The organism is Leifsonia sp. PARNA 1/14 (assembly GCF_055720965.1).
The window spans coordinates 553,764-570,475 of the sequence record NZ_JBVQSP010000002.1 but is presented as its reverse complement, the minus strand read 5'-3'; the positions used below and the strand labels follow the sequence as shown (position 1 = coordinate 570,475).

General features: G+C 71.1%; 16 protein-coding genes. 2 read left to right on the top strand and 14 right to left on the bottom strand.

Annotated features, from left to right (window positions below; genetic code table 11):
* Window positions 1–22 precede the first annotated feature (22 nt).
* From AC0HS0_RS07800 to fliO, 7 genes are read right to left on the bottom strand one after another with little or no spacing between them, the layout of a single operon-like run.
* On the bottom strand, window positions 23–799 hold the full coding sequence (locus tag AC0HS0_RS07800; RefSeq protein ID WP_472962933.1) for a hypothetical protein: 777 nt from the start codon (window positions 797–799) through the stop codon (window positions 23–25).
* Window positions 777–2,825 (bottom strand): flagellar biosynthesis protein FlhA, encoded by a 2,049-nt coding sequence (locus AC0HS0_RS07795; RefSeq protein WP_472962932.1) that lies wholly within the window; start codon window positions 2,823–2,825, stop codon window positions 777–779. The genes AC0HS0_RS07800 and AC0HS0_RS07795 overlap by 23 nt, the downstream gene beginning before the upstream one ends.
* The gene (locus tag AC0HS0_RS07790) at window positions 2,822–3,985 is read right to left on the bottom strand and encodes an EscU/YscU/HrcU family type III secretion system export apparatus switch protein (RefSeq protein WP_472962930.1); all 1,164 of its coding nucleotides are present in this window, start codon (window positions 3,983–3,985) and stop codon (window positions 2,822–2,824) included. The genes AC0HS0_RS07795 and AC0HS0_RS07790 overlap by 4 nt, the downstream gene beginning before the upstream one ends.
* Window positions 3,982–4,743 (bottom strand): flagellar biosynthetic protein FliR, encoded by a 762-nt coding sequence (locus AC0HS0_RS07785; RefSeq protein ID WP_472962928.1) that lies wholly within the window; start codon window positions 4,741–4,743, stop codon window positions 3,982–3,984. Before AC0HS0_RS07785 ends, AC0HS0_RS07790 begins: the two co-directional genes overlap by 4 nt.
* Window positions 4,743–5,018: a flagellar biosynthetic protein FliQ gene (locus tag AC0HS0_RS07780; RefSeq protein WP_295125222.1), complete on the bottom strand. Its 276-nt coding sequence runs from the start codon at window positions 5,016–5,018 to the stop codon at window positions 4,743–4,745. The genes AC0HS0_RS07785 and AC0HS0_RS07780 overlap by 1 nt, the downstream gene beginning before the upstream one ends.
* Window positions 5,015–5,854, bottom strand: a complete 840-nt coding sequence (fliP, locus tag AC0HS0_RS07775; protein ID WP_472963540.1) for a flagellar type III secretion system pore protein FliP — start codon at window positions 5,852–5,854, stop codon at window positions 5,015–5,017. Before fliP ends, AC0HS0_RS07780 begins: the two co-directional genes overlap by 4 nt.
* Window positions 5,855–5,910: 56 nt before the next feature.
* Entirely contained in the window at window positions 5,911–6,426 is a 516-nt protein-coding gene (gene fliO, locus AC0HS0_RS07770; protein ID WP_472962927.1) for a flagellar biosynthetic protein FliO, read from the bottom strand.
* A gap of 60 nt (window positions 6,427–6,486) precedes the next feature.
* Here fliO and AC0HS0_RS07765 point away from each other — a divergent pair, with 60 nt between their 5' ends.
* Complete coding sequence (locus AC0HS0_RS07765; RefSeq protein ID WP_472962925.1) at window positions 6,487–7,236, top strand: formylglycine-generating enzyme family protein; 750 nt, start codon at window positions 6,487–6,489, stop codon at window positions 7,234–7,236.
* A 73-nt stretch (window positions 7,237–7,309) separates the two neighbouring features.
* Here the strand turns inward: AC0HS0_RS07765 and AC0HS0_RS07760 are convergent, their stop codons facing one another.
* The 5 genes from AC0HS0_RS07760 to AC0HS0_RS07740 are packed head-to-tail and all read right to left on the bottom strand — an operon-like array spanning window position 7,310 to window position 13,982.
* The gene (locus AC0HS0_RS07760; protein ID WP_472962924.1) at window positions 7,310–8,299 is read right to left on the bottom strand and encodes a C-terminal binding protein; all 990 of its coding nucleotides are present in this window, start codon (window positions 8,297–8,299) and stop codon (window positions 7,310–7,312) included.
* Window positions 8,292–9,263, bottom strand: a complete 972-nt coding sequence (speB, locus tag AC0HS0_RS07755) for an agmatinase (protein WP_472962923.1) — start codon at window positions 9,261–9,263, stop codon at window positions 8,292–8,294. Before speB ends, AC0HS0_RS07760 begins: the two co-directional genes overlap by 8 nt.
* A 43-nt stretch (window positions 9,264–9,306) precedes the next feature.
* A complete protein-coding gene (locus tag AC0HS0_RS07750) occupies window positions 9,307–10,929 on the bottom strand; it encodes a thiamine pyrophosphate-binding protein (protein WP_472963539.1) in 1,623 nt (540 codons plus the stop codon).
* 35 nt (window positions 10,930–10,964) lie between these two features.
* Window positions 10,965–12,629, bottom strand: a complete 1,665-nt coding sequence (locus tag AC0HS0_RS07745) for an amidohydrolase (RefSeq protein WP_472962922.1) — start codon at window positions 12,627–12,629, stop codon at window positions 10,965–10,967.
* A gap of 3 nt (window positions 12,630–12,632) precedes the next feature.
* Window positions 12,633–13,982 carry an MFS transporter gene (locus AC0HS0_RS07740; RefSeq protein WP_472962921.1) on the bottom strand — a complete coding sequence of 450 codons (1,350 nt, stop codon included), beginning with the start codon at window positions 13,980–13,982 and terminating at the stop codon, window positions 12,633–12,635.
* Window positions 13,983–14,194: 212 nt separating this feature from the next.
* On the opposite strand from AC0HS0_RS07740, the gene AC0HS0_RS07735 reads away from it, so the two are divergent.
* Window positions 14,195–15,133: an Lrp/AsnC family transcriptional regulator gene (locus tag AC0HS0_RS07735; protein ID WP_472962920.1), complete on the top strand. Its 939-nt coding sequence runs from the start codon at window positions 14,195–14,197 to the stop codon at window positions 15,131–15,133.
* Window positions 15,134–15,156: 23 nt separating this feature from the next.
* On the opposite strand, the gene fliN is transcribed toward AC0HS0_RS07735, so the two are convergent.
* Both fliN and AC0HS0_RS07725 read right to left on the bottom strand, forming a co-directional pair.
* Entirely contained in the window at window positions 15,157–15,873 is a 717-nt protein-coding gene (fliN, locus tag AC0HS0_RS07730) for a flagellar motor switch protein FliN (protein WP_472962919.1), read from the bottom strand.
* A gap of 5 nt (window positions 15,874–15,878) precedes the next feature.
* On the bottom strand, window positions 15,879–16,712 hold an 834-nt coding region (locus tag AC0HS0_RS07725; RefSeq protein ID WP_472962917.1), incomplete at its 5' end, for a flagellar motor switch protein FliM.

Sequence of the window (16,712 nt, the reverse complement as noted above, 5' to 3'; positions counted from 1 at the left end):
CGCCGCTTGGCAGAACCTGTCGCTAGCGGGAGGCCGGAGGCGGTGTGTCCTGCCCGTTCGTCGACGCCGTCGAGGGCGGCCCGGGAGGGGTGTCCAGCCAGAGCAGCGGGAGGCCGAGGGCGCCGACCGCCCACGGTGACGCGGTGAGCGCGGCGCCGTGCGCGGCCATCCCGTCGACGGCGAGCACGGTGTCGATCGCCCGCACCCACACGACGGTGTCGTCGAGCTTTCGGCTGACGTCGACCGCAACCCAGACCTGGTCGGGCTCGATCGCGGCGAGGGAGGCGGCGAGCGCCGGCACGGCATCCACCCGCGGCAGCTCGACCACGCCGACGATGGGGCACTCGCGTCGCACGCCCTCCGCACGCGCGGCCAGCGCCTCCCGCCGATCGGCGACCGCGAGCACGTCGGCGTCGGCCGAGGCCGCGAGGATCGCCGCGGCCGCCTGAGCGTCCTCGCCCAAGCCGACGACCAGCGTCAGGTCGCCCTTGCCGCGGAGCCGCGCAGGGGCGGCCCGCTGCACGAGCACGCCCCCAGTACCCGCACCGCGCGAACCTCGACGCTCGAGGGGCACGTCGTTGTCGCTTTCGGGGTCCGAAAGCGACAACGACGTGCCCTTCGGGGAAGAGCTGGGGGGAGGTGGCGCGCTGGAGACGGCAGCGTCGGGGTCGGTGGCGCGCACGAGGTCGTCGAGGATGGCCGCGAAGGCCTGCGACGAGGTCGAGACGGCCGGCAGCACCTCGCCCTCGCGGCCGCCGAGGTCGCTACCGAGCCACTCAGGCCGCGATCGACTCCGCACCTCTCACCACCCCGACCGTCTCGATGGCCGCCTGCGCCGCCCCGACCTCCTGGTAGCTCAGCACCGCGAGCCCCGAGAGCTGGCCCGCGACCAACCGTCGGATAGCCGGCCGCAGCGCAGGCGCGCACACCAGCACCGCCGACACGTTCGCCTCGTCGAGCTGGGCCGCCGTCTGCCGCACGGAGGCCAGCACGGCCTCCAGCCGCAACGGGTCCATGACGATCTGCATGCCGCCCTCACCCGGGCGGAGGCCCTCCAACATGGACTGCTCCAACCCGGGGTCGATCATGATCACGCGCAGCGTGCCGCCGTCGATGTGCGGCGCGACCACCGCGGGCCCGAGCGCCGCCCGCGCCGCCTCGACCAGACCCTCCGGATCGTTCGACAGCTTGGCCCGCAGAGCCAGCGCCTCCAGGATGCGCGGGAGGTCGTTGATCGGCACCTGTTCTGCGAGCAGCCCCTGCAGCACGCGCTGCACCTCCGCCAGCGACAGGAGGTTCGGCACCAGCTCCTCGACGGCCGGCGCGTTGACCTGCTTCACGGCCTCCGTGAGCTGGCGCACGTCCTCACGGGTCAGCAGGCGCGCGGCGTTGGAGGTGATGATCGACGAGAGGTGGGTGATCAGCACAGACACCCGGTCGATCACCGTCGCGCCTCCGAGTTCGGCGCTGTGCCGCATCTCCGACGGGATCCATTTGGCGGGGAGGCCGAACACCGGCTCGACGGTCGGCGTGCCGGGGAGGCCGTCGAGCGCGTCGCCGAGGGCGAGCACGCGGCCGCCGGGCGCCTGGCCGCGGCCGGCCTCCACACCCGCGATCTTGATCACGTAGGTGGAGGGCGGCAGCTCGGCGCTGTCGCGGGTGCGCACGGGCGGCACGATCAGGCCGAGCTCGAGCGCGATCTTGCGGCGCAGCGCGCGCACGCGGGCCAGCAGGTCGTCGGAGGCGCCGCTCACGATGTCGACGAGGTCGGGGGCGAGCGTGATCTCGAGCGCGTGCACGCGCATCTGGTCGATCAGGTCCTCGGTCGTCTCGGACTTGCCCGCGTTCTGCACGGCCGCCTGGGCCGCTTTCGCCTTCTTCTCGGCGGCCTGCGTGGTCTTGATCCGTTGCGCAGCGAGCACGAGCAACCCGCCGACGAGCACGAACGGGATGGGAGGCATCCCGGGGATCAGCGCCATGACGATGGCCGCGCAGCCCGCGATCGTGAGCGCGTTGCGCGACTGACCGAGCTGGCTGCTCGCGGTCGTGCCGATCTCCGTCTCCGCGTTGGACCGCGTCACGATCATGCCGGTGGAGACGGCCATCAGCAGCGCGGGGATCTGCGTGACCAGCCCGTCGCCGATCGTCAGCAGCGTGTAGGAGTTGACCGCGTCGCCGAGCTGCATGCCGCGCTGGATCATGCCGATCGCGATGCCGCCCACCACGTTGATGACGATGATCAGAATGCCGGCGATCGCATCGCCCTTCACGAACTTGCTCGCGCCGTCCATCGCGCCGTAGAAGTCGGCCTCCGCCGACACCTCCGCACGGCGGGCCCGCGCCTGCTCCTCCGTGATGAGGCCTGCGTTGAGGTCGGCGTCGATGGCCATCTGCTTGCCCGGCATGGCGTCGAGCGTGAAGCGGGCGCCGACCTCCGCGACGCGCTCGGCGCCCTTCGTCACGACGATGAACTGGATGACGATGAGGATCAGGAAGACGACCGCGCCGATGATGATCGACCCGCCGACGGCCACGTGACCGAACGCCTGGATGACCTGCCCGGCATAGCCGTCGCCGAGCACGAGCCGGGTGGAGGCCACGTTCAGTCCCAGCCGGAACAGCGTCGCGACCAGCAGCAGCGACGGGAACACCGAGAAGTCGAGCGGCTTCTTGACGAACATCGTGGTGAGGAGGATCACCAGTGCCAGCATGATGTTGACGATGATGAGGGTGTCGAGGAGCCAGGCCGGCACCGGCACCACGAGCAGCATGATGATGCCGACGACGCCGATCGGCACCGCGACCTTGCTCGCCGTGGACTTCATCGGAGACCTCCTGCGGGTGCGGGTGCGGGTGCTGGTGCGGGTGCGGGTGCGGGTGAACGTGCGGGAGCGGGTGCGGGGATCTGCGACGGCGTCAGCATGGTGTGCACGCCGGCGGCCGCGCCGCGCGCCTTGAGCGACATGACGAACGCCAGCACCCGCGCCACCGCGTTGTAGAGCTCGACCGGGATCTCGTCGCCGAGCCGGCAGGCGGCGTGCAGAGCGCGGGTGAGCGGGATGTCCTTGACCACCGGCACCCGCTCCTCCTCGGCCTTCTCGCGGATGCGCAGCGCGATCGCGCCCGCACCCTTCGCGACCACGCGCGGCGCCGACTTGCCGGGCTCGTAGACGATCGCGACGGCGTAGTGGGTCGGGTTGACGAGCACCACGTCCGACTGGCCGATCGCCGCGATCATGCGGTTGCGGCTCATAGCCAGCTGGCGCGACCGCCGCTGCGAACGGATCAGCGGATCGCCGTCGGAGTTCTTGTGCTCGTCGCGCACCTCGCGCTTCGTCATTCGGGTGTGCTTGCGGTTGCGGCGCATGATGACCAGCACGTCGAGGCCGGCGAGCACGAGCCCCGCGCCGATCGCCGCCTGGAGCAGGCCGGTCGCGCCGGCTCCCGCCGCTGACAGCAGTGCGGAGATCGGCATCATCCCGGAGGTCAGCAGCACCGGCATCAGACCTTGGACGACCAGGAACAGCCCGATGCCCACCACGGCCGACTTGAGCAGGGTCTTCGCGCCCTCCCAGAGCGCGCGCATGCCGAACACCCGGGCGACGCCGCTGACGATGTTGAACTGCTCGAACTTGGGCGACAACCTCTTGAAATGGATGCCGCCCTGCGCGGCCGCGGCACCGATGACCGCGATCGCTCCGACCGCCAGCAGCGGACCGATCGTGGCCATGATGCTGCCGAGCCCGTCGCCCAGGGCGACCAGCGCCTTCGCCGGGTCGGGGCTCTCGATCACCGACCGCACCGAGAAGAGCTGGTCGACCGCCGCGTCGCTGCCCTTCTGCAGCGTGAACGGCAGCATGATCGCCGCAGCGCCGACGCCGACCCAGGCGGTGAGGTCGGTGGACTTGGCGAGGCGGCCCTTGGAGCGGGCCTCCTTCATGCGCTTCTCGGTCGCCTGTTCGGTGCGTTCCTGCGCGTCGCTCACCGGGTCACCCCCAGCATGGTCTTCACGGCCGTGTCGGTCAGCGAGTTCACGATCCCGGGCAGGGCCACGAACACCACCGCCGAGAGCACGACGGTCAGCATGATCTTCAGCGGGAAGCCCAGTGCGAAGGCGTTGAGCGCGGGCGCGACGCGGGTGAGGAGGCCGAGCGCCATGTCGGCCATGAACAGCACGACGATGAGCGGCCCCGCGATCTGCAGGGCAGAGAGGAACATCTGCGTGACGCCGGAGACCATGGCCTTGGCCGGATCGGCCAGGTCCATCCCCGCAGCCAGCGGCACGGCGTCGAACGTGCGCACCAGCCCGCCGATGATGAGCTGGTAGCCACCGGAGGCGAACAGCAATGCGAGCGCGGTCAGCTGGAACATCCGGGTGAACTGCGCGCCGTTGATCATCGCCTGCGGATCGAACGCCTGCGCCAGCTGGAAGCCGCCGAAGAGGTCGATGAAGCTGCCCGCCGACTGGATGGCGGCGAACACCACGAAGACCAGGAAGCCGAGCGTGGCGCCGACGGCGAGTTCGCGCACCATGTCGAGCAGGAACGCGCCGAGGTCACCGGAGTGGTATCCCGCCCCGACGCGCGGTGCGACGGCGACCGCGAGCCCGATGGCGAGCATCCCCTTCACCTGGGCGGGGAACCCGTTGTACGAGAACGGCGGCGCGATCACCAGGAACGCGACCATCCGCAGCGACGCCAACGCGACCGCCTCGATGGCGGAGAGATCGATCGGGATGGACATCAGCCGCCCCCGAGGAGGGTCGGGATCTTCTCGAACAGCACGTGCGTGAAGGTGATCAGCTCCGAGATCATCCACTGACCGCAGATGATCAGCGCGATGGCGACGGCCGCCGCCTTCGGCACGAACGAGAGGGTGACCTCCTGGATCTGCGTGATCGACTGGATGAGCGAGATCGCAAAGCCGACCACCAGCGCGGTGACCACGATCGGCGCCGCCAGCTTGGCGGTGATCAGGAGGCCCTGCATCGCGACGTCGAGGACAGCGTTCGCGTTCATCCGCCACCCCGATAGCTCGTGATCAGGCTCGTGATGATCAGGCCCCAGCCGTCGACGAGCACGAAAAGCAGGATCTTGAACGGCAGCGAGATCATGACCGGCGGGAGCATCATCATGCCCATCGACATGAGCGCGGCGGAGACGACCATGTCGATCACGAGGAACGGCACGAAGATGACGAAGCCGATGATGAACGCCGCCCGCAGCTCCGAGATCATGAACGCCGGGATGAGCGTCAGCAGCGGCACGGACGCCGCCGAGTCGGGGTTGGGCCGCCCGGCCGCGCGGGTCATCAGCGCGATGTCCTCCTCGCGCGTGTGCGACGACATGAAGTGCCGCAGCGGCGCCTCGGCCGCGTGCAGAGCCGCCGTGAAGTCGATGTGCCCGGCGAGGTAGGGCTGCACCGCGGTGGTGTTGATGTCGACGAGCACCGGGCTCATGATGAACAGGCTGAGGAAGAGCGACAGCCCCGCGAGCACCTGGTTCGGCGGGATGGAGGGCAGGGCCAGCGCGTTCCGGGTGATCGCCAGCACGACGAAGATCTTGGTGAACGACGACATCATCAGCAGCAGAGCCGGCGCGACCGAGAGCACGGTGATGCCGACGAGCGTGAGGATGGCGGTGCTCGGGGTGCCGTTGGGACCGTTGATGTCCAGGGTGATCCCGCCGGCGCCTCCCGGGCCGGCCGGACCGGACGGGGTCGGCACGGGTGTCGGGACCGCGTGCGCGGCGGTCGCCGAGAGGAGGACGAACGCGGCGGCGATGAGCGTCACCAGAACGCCGGCCACCGCGAGGCGCGGCAGCAGGTGGGAGGCCCGGCCGAGGGCGGCGCGCAGGTCGGCGCGGAGGGGGGCGCCGCGGAGAGGTGCGCGCAGCTCGGCGCGCGTCGCCGTCACCTCTTCTGCCGCACCGCCGAACTCGCCTGCCGCCAGGTGGCGGGTGACAGGATCGAGCCTTTGAGTGCCTCGTCGAAGTGCGAGGCGCGTCCCTGCGCCGTGAGGAAGTCGGCATCCTGCCTGGTGTCCGTGGATCCCTGAGCCCCGGCTGCCGCTCCGGCCGTCGCAGCGGCCGCACCGGCCGCGTCGATGTCCTTCGCGAAAGTCCTCCGCACCGGCACCAGAGGGGTCACCTCGGCGTCCGCCTCCTGCGGACGGGCACCGGTGTGCAGCACGCTCACCTGTCGTTCGGTCACGCCGAGCACGAACCGGTTGCCGTCCACATCCACGACGACGACCGACGCCTTCGGCCCGACCCCCTGGCGCCCGACCACCGACACGGCGTTGCCGCGACGGGTGCGGCCGCCCCGCGCACCGCGCCCGCGCGTGACGCGGCGCTGCACGAACCACAGCAGCCCGACGATCACGCCGAGGACGACGAGCACCCGGAGGGCGACGAACAGGGTCTCCACGGATCGCACTATCGGCCGCCCTCCCCTCCCCGTTAGGCGCGGGTGTGGCAGGGTGGAGCCGTGGAGGGTGCGGAGATCGAGCTGGCGTACATCCCGCCCGGCACCGTGCAGCTCCACGACGCCCGGCTGAAGCGCCGGTGGACGGTGGAGCTGGAATCGTTCGAGATCGGCCGGTTCGCCGTCACCGAGGAGCAGGTCGCCGAGCTGATCGGCGAGGCGGCCTCGCATCCGCGTCGGCCGGCGACCCGGATCAGCTGGCTGCGCGCGATCCGGTTCTGCAACGCGGCCTCCGAGTGGGAGGGCCTCGACCCGGCCTACTCGTTCGACGGCGAGGACGTGACCTGGCACGTGGACGCCGACGGCTATCGCCTGCCGACGGAGGCCGAGTGGGAGTACGCGTGCCGCGCCGGTTCCACGGGCCCGCACTACGGGCCGCTCGCGGAGGTCGCCTGGACCAGCGCCGACGGCCTCTCGGCTCCGCACGACGTGGGCGGGAGGCTGCCGAACCTCCACGGACTGTTCGACACCCTCGGCAACGTGTGGGAGTGGTGCTGGGACCACCTCGATCCCGCGCGCTACGACGACTACCGGGTGTTCCGCGGCGGCGGCTACGCCGACGACGCCTGGAGTGTTCGGGCCTCCGTGCGCCGCGGCGGGTCGCCGCGCACGCAGCACGAGGACCTCGGCTTCCGGGTGGCGCGTGGCGGCTTCGACGCCGAGGGCGCGGCCCAGGGCTGGTCGGCGGAGGCCGACGAGGAGCGCGCCGCGCTCGTCTACCCCCTCCCGCCGGGCTGGACCCCGCGCCGCTGAGCGCACCGACCACCGAAGGGCACGTCGTTGTCACTTTCGGGGCGCGAAAGTGACAACGACGTGCCCCTCGGCGTCAGTGGAGGGTGTTGATGGGGGACTCGGGGACGCCGGTTGCGAGTGCCGTGGCGGCGTTCTGCGCCTGCACGCGGACGTACTCGACCTCGGTGAACCGCGAGAAGTAGGCGATGTGCGGGGTGAGCACGACGTCATCCCGGCCGACCAGTGGGTGTCCGGGCCCCGGAGGCTCTTGGTCGAGGACGTCCAGCGCCGCTCCCGACAGCCTCCCGGAGTCGAGCGCGGCGACGAGCGCCGCGTTGTCGATGAGACCGCCGCGCGAGACGTTGAGCAGGATCGCGCCCTCCGGCAGCTCTCCGAGGAACGCCGCGTCCACCATGCGAGCGGTCTCGTTCGTCAACGGGAGGTGGAGCGAGAGGGTGTTCGACCCGCGCCGCACCTCCTCGAGCGTCGTGCGCTCGATCCCGAGCGACGCGAGGTCGGCGGCGGCCTCCGGGGTGTCCGGCAGCAGAGGGTCGAACCCGAGCACGCGGCCGAACAGCGGGCCGGCGAGCCGGGCGAACTCCCGGCCGATCCTGCCGAGCCCGACGATGCCGAGCGTCTGCTCGCTGAGCCGCGGAGGCGGCACGGCGGCGCGCTCGTTCCAGCGCTCCGAAGTCGCGGAGGCCGTGTAGAAGGGCAGCTGCCGAGCGCTCGCCAGCAGCAGCGCGAGCGCGTGGGTCGCCACCTCCTCCGTCGCCGCACCCGGGACGTTCGTCACCCAGACGCCGCACTCGGTCGCCGCGTCGACGTCCACGTAGTCGAAGCCCATCGACATGAGCGCGATCACCTTCAGCCGCGGAAGCGTCTCGATCACCTCACGCGTGATGGCGGCGTAGCCGGGCAGGAGGGCGTCGGCGTCCTGAGCGCCCGCGATGATCGCCTCCGGGTCGCGCGTGCCGAGCACGCGCACCTCGAAGCCGTGCGACTCGAGCAGCGCGATCCCGGGCGCCGGATCGGTGTCCTCCACATCGGTGTAGACCGCGACCGGCCGGCGCGCGTCACTCATCCCTGGCCTCCCGCACGATCACCTGCGCCATCGCGGTCATCAGCTCGTACGCCACGTGCGCGGCGGCGATCCCGGTCACCTGCGCGTGATCGTAGGCGGGAGCGACCTCCACCACATCGGCGCCGACGATGTTCAAGTCGGTGAGGCCGCGCAGCAGACGGAGCAGCTCGCGGCTGGTCAGGCCCCCGGCCTCCGGCGTGCCGGTGCCGGGTGCGTGCGCCGGGTCGAGCACATCGATGTCGATCGAGATGTAGAGCGGCTTGTCGCCGACGCGGCGGCGGATGCGATCGAGCGCCGCAGGGATGCCGTTCTCCTCGATGTACTCGCTCGACACGATCGAGAAGCCGAGCCGCTCGTCGTCCTCCAGATCCTGCTTGCTGTACAGCGGGCCGCGGGTGCCCACGTGCACCGAGGCCGTGCGGTCGAGGAAGCCCTCCTCCGACGCGCGACGGAACGGTGTGCCGTGCGTGATCGGCTCGTCGAAGTAGGTGTCCCAGGTGTCGAGGTGCGCGTCGAAATGGAGCACGGCGACCGGGCCGTGCTTCGCGCTGATCGCCTTCAGGAGCGGGTACGCGATCGTGTGGTCGCCGCCGATCGCGAGGATGCGCCGGGCCCGCTCGCCCAGTTCGGTGGCCGCCTCTGCGATCTGGCGCACCGCTTCGTCGATGTGGAACGGGTTCGCGGCGACGTCGCCGGCGTCGGCCACCTGCACCGCCTCCCAGCCCGAGAAGTCCTGCGCCGGGTTGTACGGCCGCAGCAGCCGGCTGGAGGCGCGCACGTGCTCCGGACCGAAGCGCGCACCCGGACGGAAGCTGACGCCGGTGTCGAAGGGGATGCCGACCACGGCGAGGTCGACGGCGGGGACGTCCTCCAGCCGCGGCAGCCGGGCGAACGTCGAGAGGCCGGCGTACCGCGGCGTCTTGGACGCGTCCGACGGGCCGATGGGGGTGGATGCGGGGCTCATGGTGTTCCTCGTGGCGTTGGTTCGTTGGGTCGGTTCGCCGCGGTCAGTCGGCGAACGACGATTGCGGCAGGTGGACGAGCTGGAGGCCTCCGGCCGCGAGCGCGGCCGAGACCGCCTCCGCCAGCTCGGCGGTCGACCCGGCGTGCCGCCCTGTGCCTCCGAACGCGTCGGCGAGCGCCGCCCAGTTCGGCTGGGCCAGGTCGACTCCGACGGGCGCGATGCCCGCGTCGACCTCGTTCTGCCTGATCTCGGCGTAGCCGCCGTTGTCGACGACGATCACCGTGAGGTCGAGCCGCTGCTCGACGACGGTCATCAACTCCTGCAGCGAGAACATCAGCGCGCCGTCGCCGACCACCGCGACGACCGGTCGCTCCGGCGACGCTACGCGGGAGCCGATGGCTGCGGGCAGCCCGTAGCCGAGGGTGGCGTAGGTCGCCATGTACGGCGTCGAGTTCGGTGAGGCGACCTGGAGGCGGTTGAGCAGCCCCCCGTACGCGATCTGCGAGGAGTCGGTGGTCACGATCGCATCGGCCGGCAGAGCGGCGGCGATGGCGTCGGCGATGGCCGTGTTGACGGCGGAGAGCTCTGCGCACTCGGAGGCGACGGCCTCGAGGGTCTCGGCCACCCGGGCGGCGGTCTCCCGGGTGTCGGCCCGCGGCGCACCGTCGCCCAGCGCCTCTCGCAGTGCGGCGAGCGCCGCCGCCGCGTCGGCGACGATCCCGACCTCCACCGGCTGATTCTTCGTCAGCTGCGACTCGACCAGGTCGATGCGGATGACATGCCCGCGCGCCTCCAGCCGCTCGACCCACAACTCGGCCTCGCCGAGCTTCGAGCCGACGACCAGCAGCACGTCGGCGTCGCGCGCCCGGTCGCGGGCCGCGGCGAGACGCAGGTTCGAGCCGAGGGAGAGCGGGTGACGCTCGTCAAGGACGCCCTTGGCGTTCAGAGTCGTGACGACGGGGGCGCAGAGGCGCTCCGCGAGAGCGCGGAGTTCGGGCGCGGCACGGCGGGAGCCGCCGCCGGCGAGGATGACCGGGTCGTGCGCGCCCGCCAGCAGGCGTGCAGCCTCGGCGATCGCGCCGGCGTCGGGTGCGCCCGGCGCCGGCGGAGTGCGCGGACCGAGCACGTCCTCCGGGATCTCGCTCTCCTCCTCCAGGAGGTCGAGCGGCACCTCGATGTAGACGGGACGCGGGCGCCCGGTCGCGAACAGGTCGAACGCGTCGTGGACGGCCTGCACGGCCTCCTCGACGGACTGCACCCGTCGCCCCCACTCCACGATCGCCGAAGCCGCGCCGAGCTGGTCCTTGGTCTCGTGCAGGGTGCCGACGTCGGCGAACTCGCGCCCGCGGGCGGGACCCGGTGCGAGGAGGATCATCGGCCGCGACTCGCAGTAGGCGGTCCCGGCCGCGGAGAGCGCGTTCAGCAGCCCGGGTCCGCTGGTCGTGATCACCACGCCCGGCCTGCCGGTCTGCAGCGACCAGCCGTCGGCCGCGTATCCCGCGCCCTGCTCGTGCCTGGTCGTCACGGGATGGACGCCGAGGGCGGTCAGCGGCCGGTAGAACTCGAGGTTGTGGGTGCCGGGGATGCCGAACACCGTGTCGACACCGTAATTGCGGAGCGTCTCGATGATCGCCCACCCGGTCGTCCGGGCAGCGCGTGCCTCCATGCCGGACCGCCTCTCCATCGTGATGTCGGTCGTCGTCACGCCTCGTACCTCGCGCTGCCGTCCACCCAGGTCGCGAGCACCGGGATGGAAGCGATCGCGTCCGCCTCGACCGCGAGCGGGTTCGCACCCAGCACGACGAAGTCGGCACGCTTGCCCGCCTCCAGCGAGCCGAGCTCGTTCTCGCGGCCGAGCGAGATCGCGCCCTCCAGGGTGTGCCCGCGCAGTGCGGCCTCCGCGCCGATGCGCAGCGAGTCGGGGCCGAGCTTATGGCCGCGGCGCGTCACGCGCGTCACGGCCGCCTGGATCGCCTCCAGCGGTCGCGGATCGGCGACCGGCGCGTCCGACGAAATCGTCACCGGGACGCCCGCATCGAGAAACTCGCCGAGCGGATTGAACCGCTCGCCCGGGGTGCCGATCGCCTGCTCGACGCCCTCACCCCAGTTGTAGTAGTGCTGGGTCTGGTTCACCGGGCGGATGCCCAGGCGCGCCATTCGCTCGATCTCCTCCGGCGCGGGAAGGCCGCAGTGCTCGATCCGGTGCCGGGCGTCGGCGTCCGGGTACTCGGTCAAGACCTCCTCGACGGCGTCCACGACCATCGCGATCGCGGTCGGCGACTGCGCATGCGTCGCAGTCTGCAGGCCGGCGCGGTGCGCCTTGGCCACGAGTCCGGCGTACTCCGCGGGCTCGTGGTAGAGCTGGCCGCGGCGGCACGGATCGCCCACGTAGCCCTCCGGGAAATACGCCGTCCAGCCGCCGAGCGTGCCGTCGGCGTAGAGCTTGATGCCGGCGACCGACAGGAACGCGTTGCCGAACGGTCCTGTGAGGCCGAGGTCGACCACCTGGTCGAGCAGGTGCGAGAGGAAGTACATCGAGACCCGCACCGAGAGCTCGCCGCGATCGGCCATCGCGAGGTACGCCGCGAGCTCGCGCTTGGAGACCTGCGCGTCACCGAGGGCGGTGACGCCGGCCGACAGGAACTCGCGCTGGGCGATGTCGAGCTGCCGCTGGTGCTCCCCGGGCTCGTCGCCGAGGTGGAAGTTGGGCCCGTGGTGCCCGATCTTCACGCCGTGAAGGCCGGTGAGCACGTTGCAGGCCGCGTCGGACAGCTCACCCGTGAGCTCGCCGTCCGCGTCGCGGAAGAACTCGCCGCCCTCCGGGTTCGGGGTGTCGCGCGTGATCCCGTACTTCTCGAGCGTGAACGTGTTGACCACTCCCCCGTGGCCGGAGGCGTTCATGATGTACACCTCGCGGTCGGTGGCGATCGCGTCCAGCTCCTCCTTGGCGGGGTGGCGCCGCTCGGCCAGGTTGCGCTGCTCGTACCCGTAGCCGCGCAGCGGCACGCCCGCGGGCAGCCGCTCGGCGCCCTCGCGCATCAGCTCGACGATCTCGGGGATCGTGCCCGCCTTCGCGGGGCTGATGTCCACCCAGGTGAGCAGCTGCCCGAACATCAGTGGATGCGCGTGGGCGTCGATGAATCCGGGCACGATCGTGGCGCCGGGGAAGTCGGCGCGCACCGCCTCGACGCCGCGCTCGCGGGCCGCGGCCTCCACGTGCTCGAGCGAACCGACAGCGAGGATGCTGCCGCCCGCCGTGAGCATCGCCTCGGCCCGCGGGGCGCCGTCGTCGACGGTCAGGATGGTCTCCGCCGTCACGATGGTCGGCGCCGAGTCGCGCGCGTCGAAGGTGGCCAGGTGTCGCATGGGTCAGATCCTCGTGGTCTTGATGGCGGTGGTGTCGACGCGCGGGTTGAACGAGGCCGTGACCGGCGCCGAGTCGGAGTGCTGCGGGGCGAACCAGGTGCCGATGACGGCGATGAGCGCGAGCGCCCCGAAGAACCAGATCGCCGACCAGAAGCTGCCGGTGAGGGCGATGAGCGCGGTCGCGATCGCCGGGGACAGTCCGCCCCAGACGGCCGCACCGATCCCGTAGGAGAGCGACATCGACGTGTAGCGCGCCTGCGGGCGGAACATCTGGGTCATCACGGTGGACAGCGGAGCCCACGCACCGCTCAGCGTGATGCGGATGACGCTGACGAACACGTAGATGAGGGCGACCTGGTGGTTCTGGATCACCAGCACGAGCGGGATGACGGCCAGGAAGGACAGCACCGACCCCAGGATGATGACCCGCTTGCCTCCCCACTTGTCGCCGAGCATCGCCAGCGGGAGGGTGACCAGCGCTTCGATGAACGATGCGATCGTCATGGCTCCGAGGATGACGCCGGCGTCGAGGCCGATCTCCGGACTGGTCGCGAAGTTCTGCACGAAGACCGTCGCGATCACATAGCCGCCGGACGACATCGCGATGATGCAGAAGCCCAGCAGGATCGGCAACCAGTTGTTGCGCAGGGCGAAGAGGATCGGGGTCGACTGCGTGTGGCCCTCGATCTTCTCTTCGAAGACCGGGGTCTCCTCCACCCGGTAGCGCACCCAGATGCCCACACCGATGAGCACGATGCTGAACAGGAACGGCACGCGCCACCCCCACGTCATCAGCACGTCGTCGCCGGCCGCGGCGAGGATCCAGAACGCGCCGGAGGCCAGCAGCGCACCGAGCGGGTTGCCGAGCTGCGTGAAACCGCCGTAGAAGTTCTTGAACTTCGGCGGTGCGCTCTCGACCGACATCAGGCTCGCGCCGCCCCACTCGCCGCCCACGGCGAGACCCTGGGCGATTCGCAGCACGATGAGGAGGATCGGGGCTGCGAAGCCGATGGCGGCGTAGCCGGGCAGGCAGCCGACCAGCACGGTCGCGACGCCCATGATGAAGAGCGTGAGCGTCAGCGCGCGCTTACGGCCGAGCTTGTCGCCGATGTGGCCGAAGATGATGCCGCCGAGCGGACGCATGAAGTAGGCGACCGCGTAGGTGCCGAACGAGGCGAGCGTGCCCAGCGCGTGGTTGACCTCGGGGAAGAACACCTGCGGGAAGACGATGGCCGCGGCCGTCGCGTAGACGTAGAAGTCGTACCACTCGATGGTCGTGCCGACCACGGAGGCGAGGCCGGCCCTCAGCGCGCGGCGGTGGCCTCCGACGGGGTGGATGGCGGTAGCAGACACACACAGCTCCTTTGCTCGTATTTGTCGTGAAGTTCGTCGTGAAGTCTCATCCCGTCCACTGGTCTGCGCAAGCGCACATCGGCGTCGAAGGGGGCGACAGACAATCGTAATGCGTGCTGATCGGATCAATTGAAGCGTGATCGGCGGCTGGCGAGAACCTGGCACCGTCGATATGCGCCCGAGAGCTGACGAATCCGGGTATTCTCCGAGATGTGCCGATCCGCCACGACAGAACCAGCCAGGACCGCGACGCCGACGCACTCGACAGCAGCCTGGTCCGCGCCCTCCAGACGGACGGTCGGGCGACCATCCACGAGCTGGCCCGCACCCTGGGCGTGTCCCGCGACCTCGTCTCGCGGCGGCTGGGCACGCTCATCGGCCAGGAGGGGCTGCGCGTCGTCGCCGCGCTCGACCCGGGCTTCGCCGGCCTCAACGTCCTCATCCACGGGCTCGTCGGTGTCGACGGACCGGCTCGGCCGGTCGCCGATCGCATCGCCGAGCTCGCCGACACGGTGTTCGTGTCCATGGTCAGCGGGTCCTCCCCCGTGGTGTTCGAGTCCCGCCACGGCGACACCGCTGAGCTGCACGCCACCCTCACCGCCATCCGCGGGATCCCTGGCGTGCGGCAGCTGCGCGTGAGCACATACGACGCGCTGCTGAAGGAGTTCATCACCGCCGCCTCCGTGCACGAAGCCCGGCTCGACCGCCTGGACCACGACCTCATCGCGGTGCTCCAGGAGGACGGCCGCGCCAGCTACCGCACCCTCGCCGACACGGTACGCCTCTCGCCGTCGTCGGTGCGTGCCCGCGTGCGCCGGCTCCTCGACGCGGGCGTCATCCGGATCGCCGCGATCGACACGGGAGGCCTCTCACGCAACCGTGTGGCGGTCGGCGTCGGCATCGCCCTCCGCGGACCCGCGGAGCCGGTGCACCGGTACCTCGTCGCCACGCCGGCGGTCGACCTCGCGGCCGACGCCCACGGCGCCTACGACGCCATCGCGACGATCGTCGGCAGCACGACGGGAAGCGTCCTCGCGGTCATCGAGGAGCTGCGCTCCCTCCCGGAGGTCGGGTCGCTCGAGACGTGGGCGCACCTCGACATCATCAAGGAGGACTACACGCGCACGCTCGGCCGCATCGTGCGGCCCTAGCGCACGCGCGGCGCCCCTCGGCGTCAGTCGAGGTCTTCGGCCGCGTCGAGGATCTTGGTGATGCGCACCGCGTAGTCCTGGTCGACGACCACGATCTCGCCGTGCGCGATCAGGCGACCGTTGAGCAGCACGTCGGCGGGCGACCCGGCCGACCGGTCGAGCTCGATCACCGCGCCCGGCTCCATCGCGAGCACGTCGCGCACTGCCATGCGGGTGCGGCCGATCTCGACCGTCAGCGCCATCTCCACGTTGCTGATGCGCGCCAGCTTGCCCGCGATCGCACCGGAGGCCGCACGCTCCGGCACGCCCGCGCGTCCCCGCACCGCGAACCAGCCCACGACTCCGGCCGACCCGCTCAGCTCGAACACCGTCGTAGTGCCGTCGCCGAACAACTCCTCCGCATCCTCCACCCGGGCGTCGTCGAGCACGCCCGCGCCGAAGGTGTCGCTCGCGGCCTCCAGGGCCGGCTGCAGTACGTCCTGGAGGGCGACGACGGGCGAGCCGTCCGCACCCTCGTCGACGAGCGCCGGCGCCTCCAGCAGCACGACGCCGAGGTCGACGGACGTCGCCCCGACGAAGGTCGCGACGACCGCGTTCGCCGTGCGGCCGGCGAAGCCGCCCGCGGTGTGCAGCAGCGCGGTCAGCGGCGCTCCGGTCGGCAGCACGCCGGCCAGGGCCTCCGCCGCTGCCTGGGCCTGGGCGAGGGAGAGAGTTGTGCCGGAGGCGAAAGTCATGGTCATGAGAGTCAGTCCTCTGTCTTGACGACGACGCACGCGAGCCGGGATCCGCTGGATCCCAGTGCTGCGCCGGCCACGGGGTGTCCCCCCACGGCGAGATCGAACGGTCGGTGTTGCGGATGCGGGATCGGCAGGAGGTCGCCGACCGCCAGGCCGAGCACCACGCTCGGCTTCACGACGGCCGGGGTCAGTCGTAGCGACACGTCGACGGGCACCCGCGAGAGCTGCGCGTCCACCAGCTCGCGCGCGTTCTCGGTGCTCGAGGTCGGGTTGGTCTCCCCCAGCTGCGGCAGCAGCACGGAGGCGGGCAGCGCCAGCGTCACGGGAGCCGTGGACTCGCCCACGCGCAGCTGGAATCCCGCCACGATCATGAGCTCGGCGGTCGCCGCGGCCTGCGCGAACTGCGAGTTGTACTGGATGGCGTCCACGGTGATCGTCGTCGCCAGGATGCTCCCCAGCGAGTAGCGGAGGTCCTCCAGCGCGTCGTCCATGAGCTTGCGCACCAGCGCGTGCTCGATCTGGGTGAAAGTGCGCTCCTCGGCGACCGGGACCCCGGAGCCGCCGAGCATCGCGTTCACCCACGAGAGCGCCGCCACGGTCGGGAACTGGATGACGCCTTTCGGGGCGACCCCCTCGAGTTCGCACAGCACCATCGCCGTCGTCGCCGGCAGGGAGGCCGCGTACTCGTCGTAGGTCTGCATGGCGACCGAATCGCAGGTGACCTGGCTGAGCACGCGCACCTTCGCGGTGAGCTGGGTCGCCCACTGCCGCGCGAACGTCTCGAACGCCAGCTCGAGCACACGCGAGTGCTCGCGCGCGAGCGTGGTCGGCCGCCGGAAGTC

Bases quoted from the DNA above. Each gene is read 5' to 3' on its own strand.
- AC0HS0_RS07795 (WP_472962932.1), bottom strand. From the start codon at position 2,825: ATGAAGTCCACGGCGAGCAAGGTCGCGGTGCCGATCGGCGTCGTCGGC.
- AC0HS0_RS07785 (WP_472962928.1), bottom strand. From the start codon at position 4,743: ATGTCCATCCCGATCGATCTCTCCGCCATCGAGGCGGTCGCGTTGGCG.
- AC0HS0_RS07780 (WP_295125222.1), bottom strand. From the start codon at position 5,018: ATGAACGCGAACGCTGTCCTCGACGTCGCGATGCAGGGCCTCCTGATC.
- AC0HS0_RS07760 (WP_472962924.1), bottom strand. From the start codon at position 8,299: ATGAGTGACGCGCGCCGGCCGGTCGCGGTCTACACCGATGTGGAGGAC.
- speB (WP_472962923.1), bottom strand. From the start codon at position 9,263: ATGAGCCCCGCATCCACCCCCATCGGCCCGTCGGACGCGTCCAAGACG.
- AC0HS0_RS07750 (WP_472963539.1), bottom strand. From the start codon at position 10,929: ATGGAGGCACGCGCTGCCCGGACGACCGGGTGGGCGATCATCGAGACG.
- AC0HS0_RS07745 (WP_472962922.1), bottom strand. From the start codon at position 12,629: ATGCGACACCTGGCCACCTTCGACGCGCGCGACTCGGCGCCGACCATC.
- fliN (WP_472962919.1), bottom strand. From the start codon at position 15,873: ATGACCATGACTTTCGCCTCCGGCACAACTCTCTCCCTCGCCCAGGCC.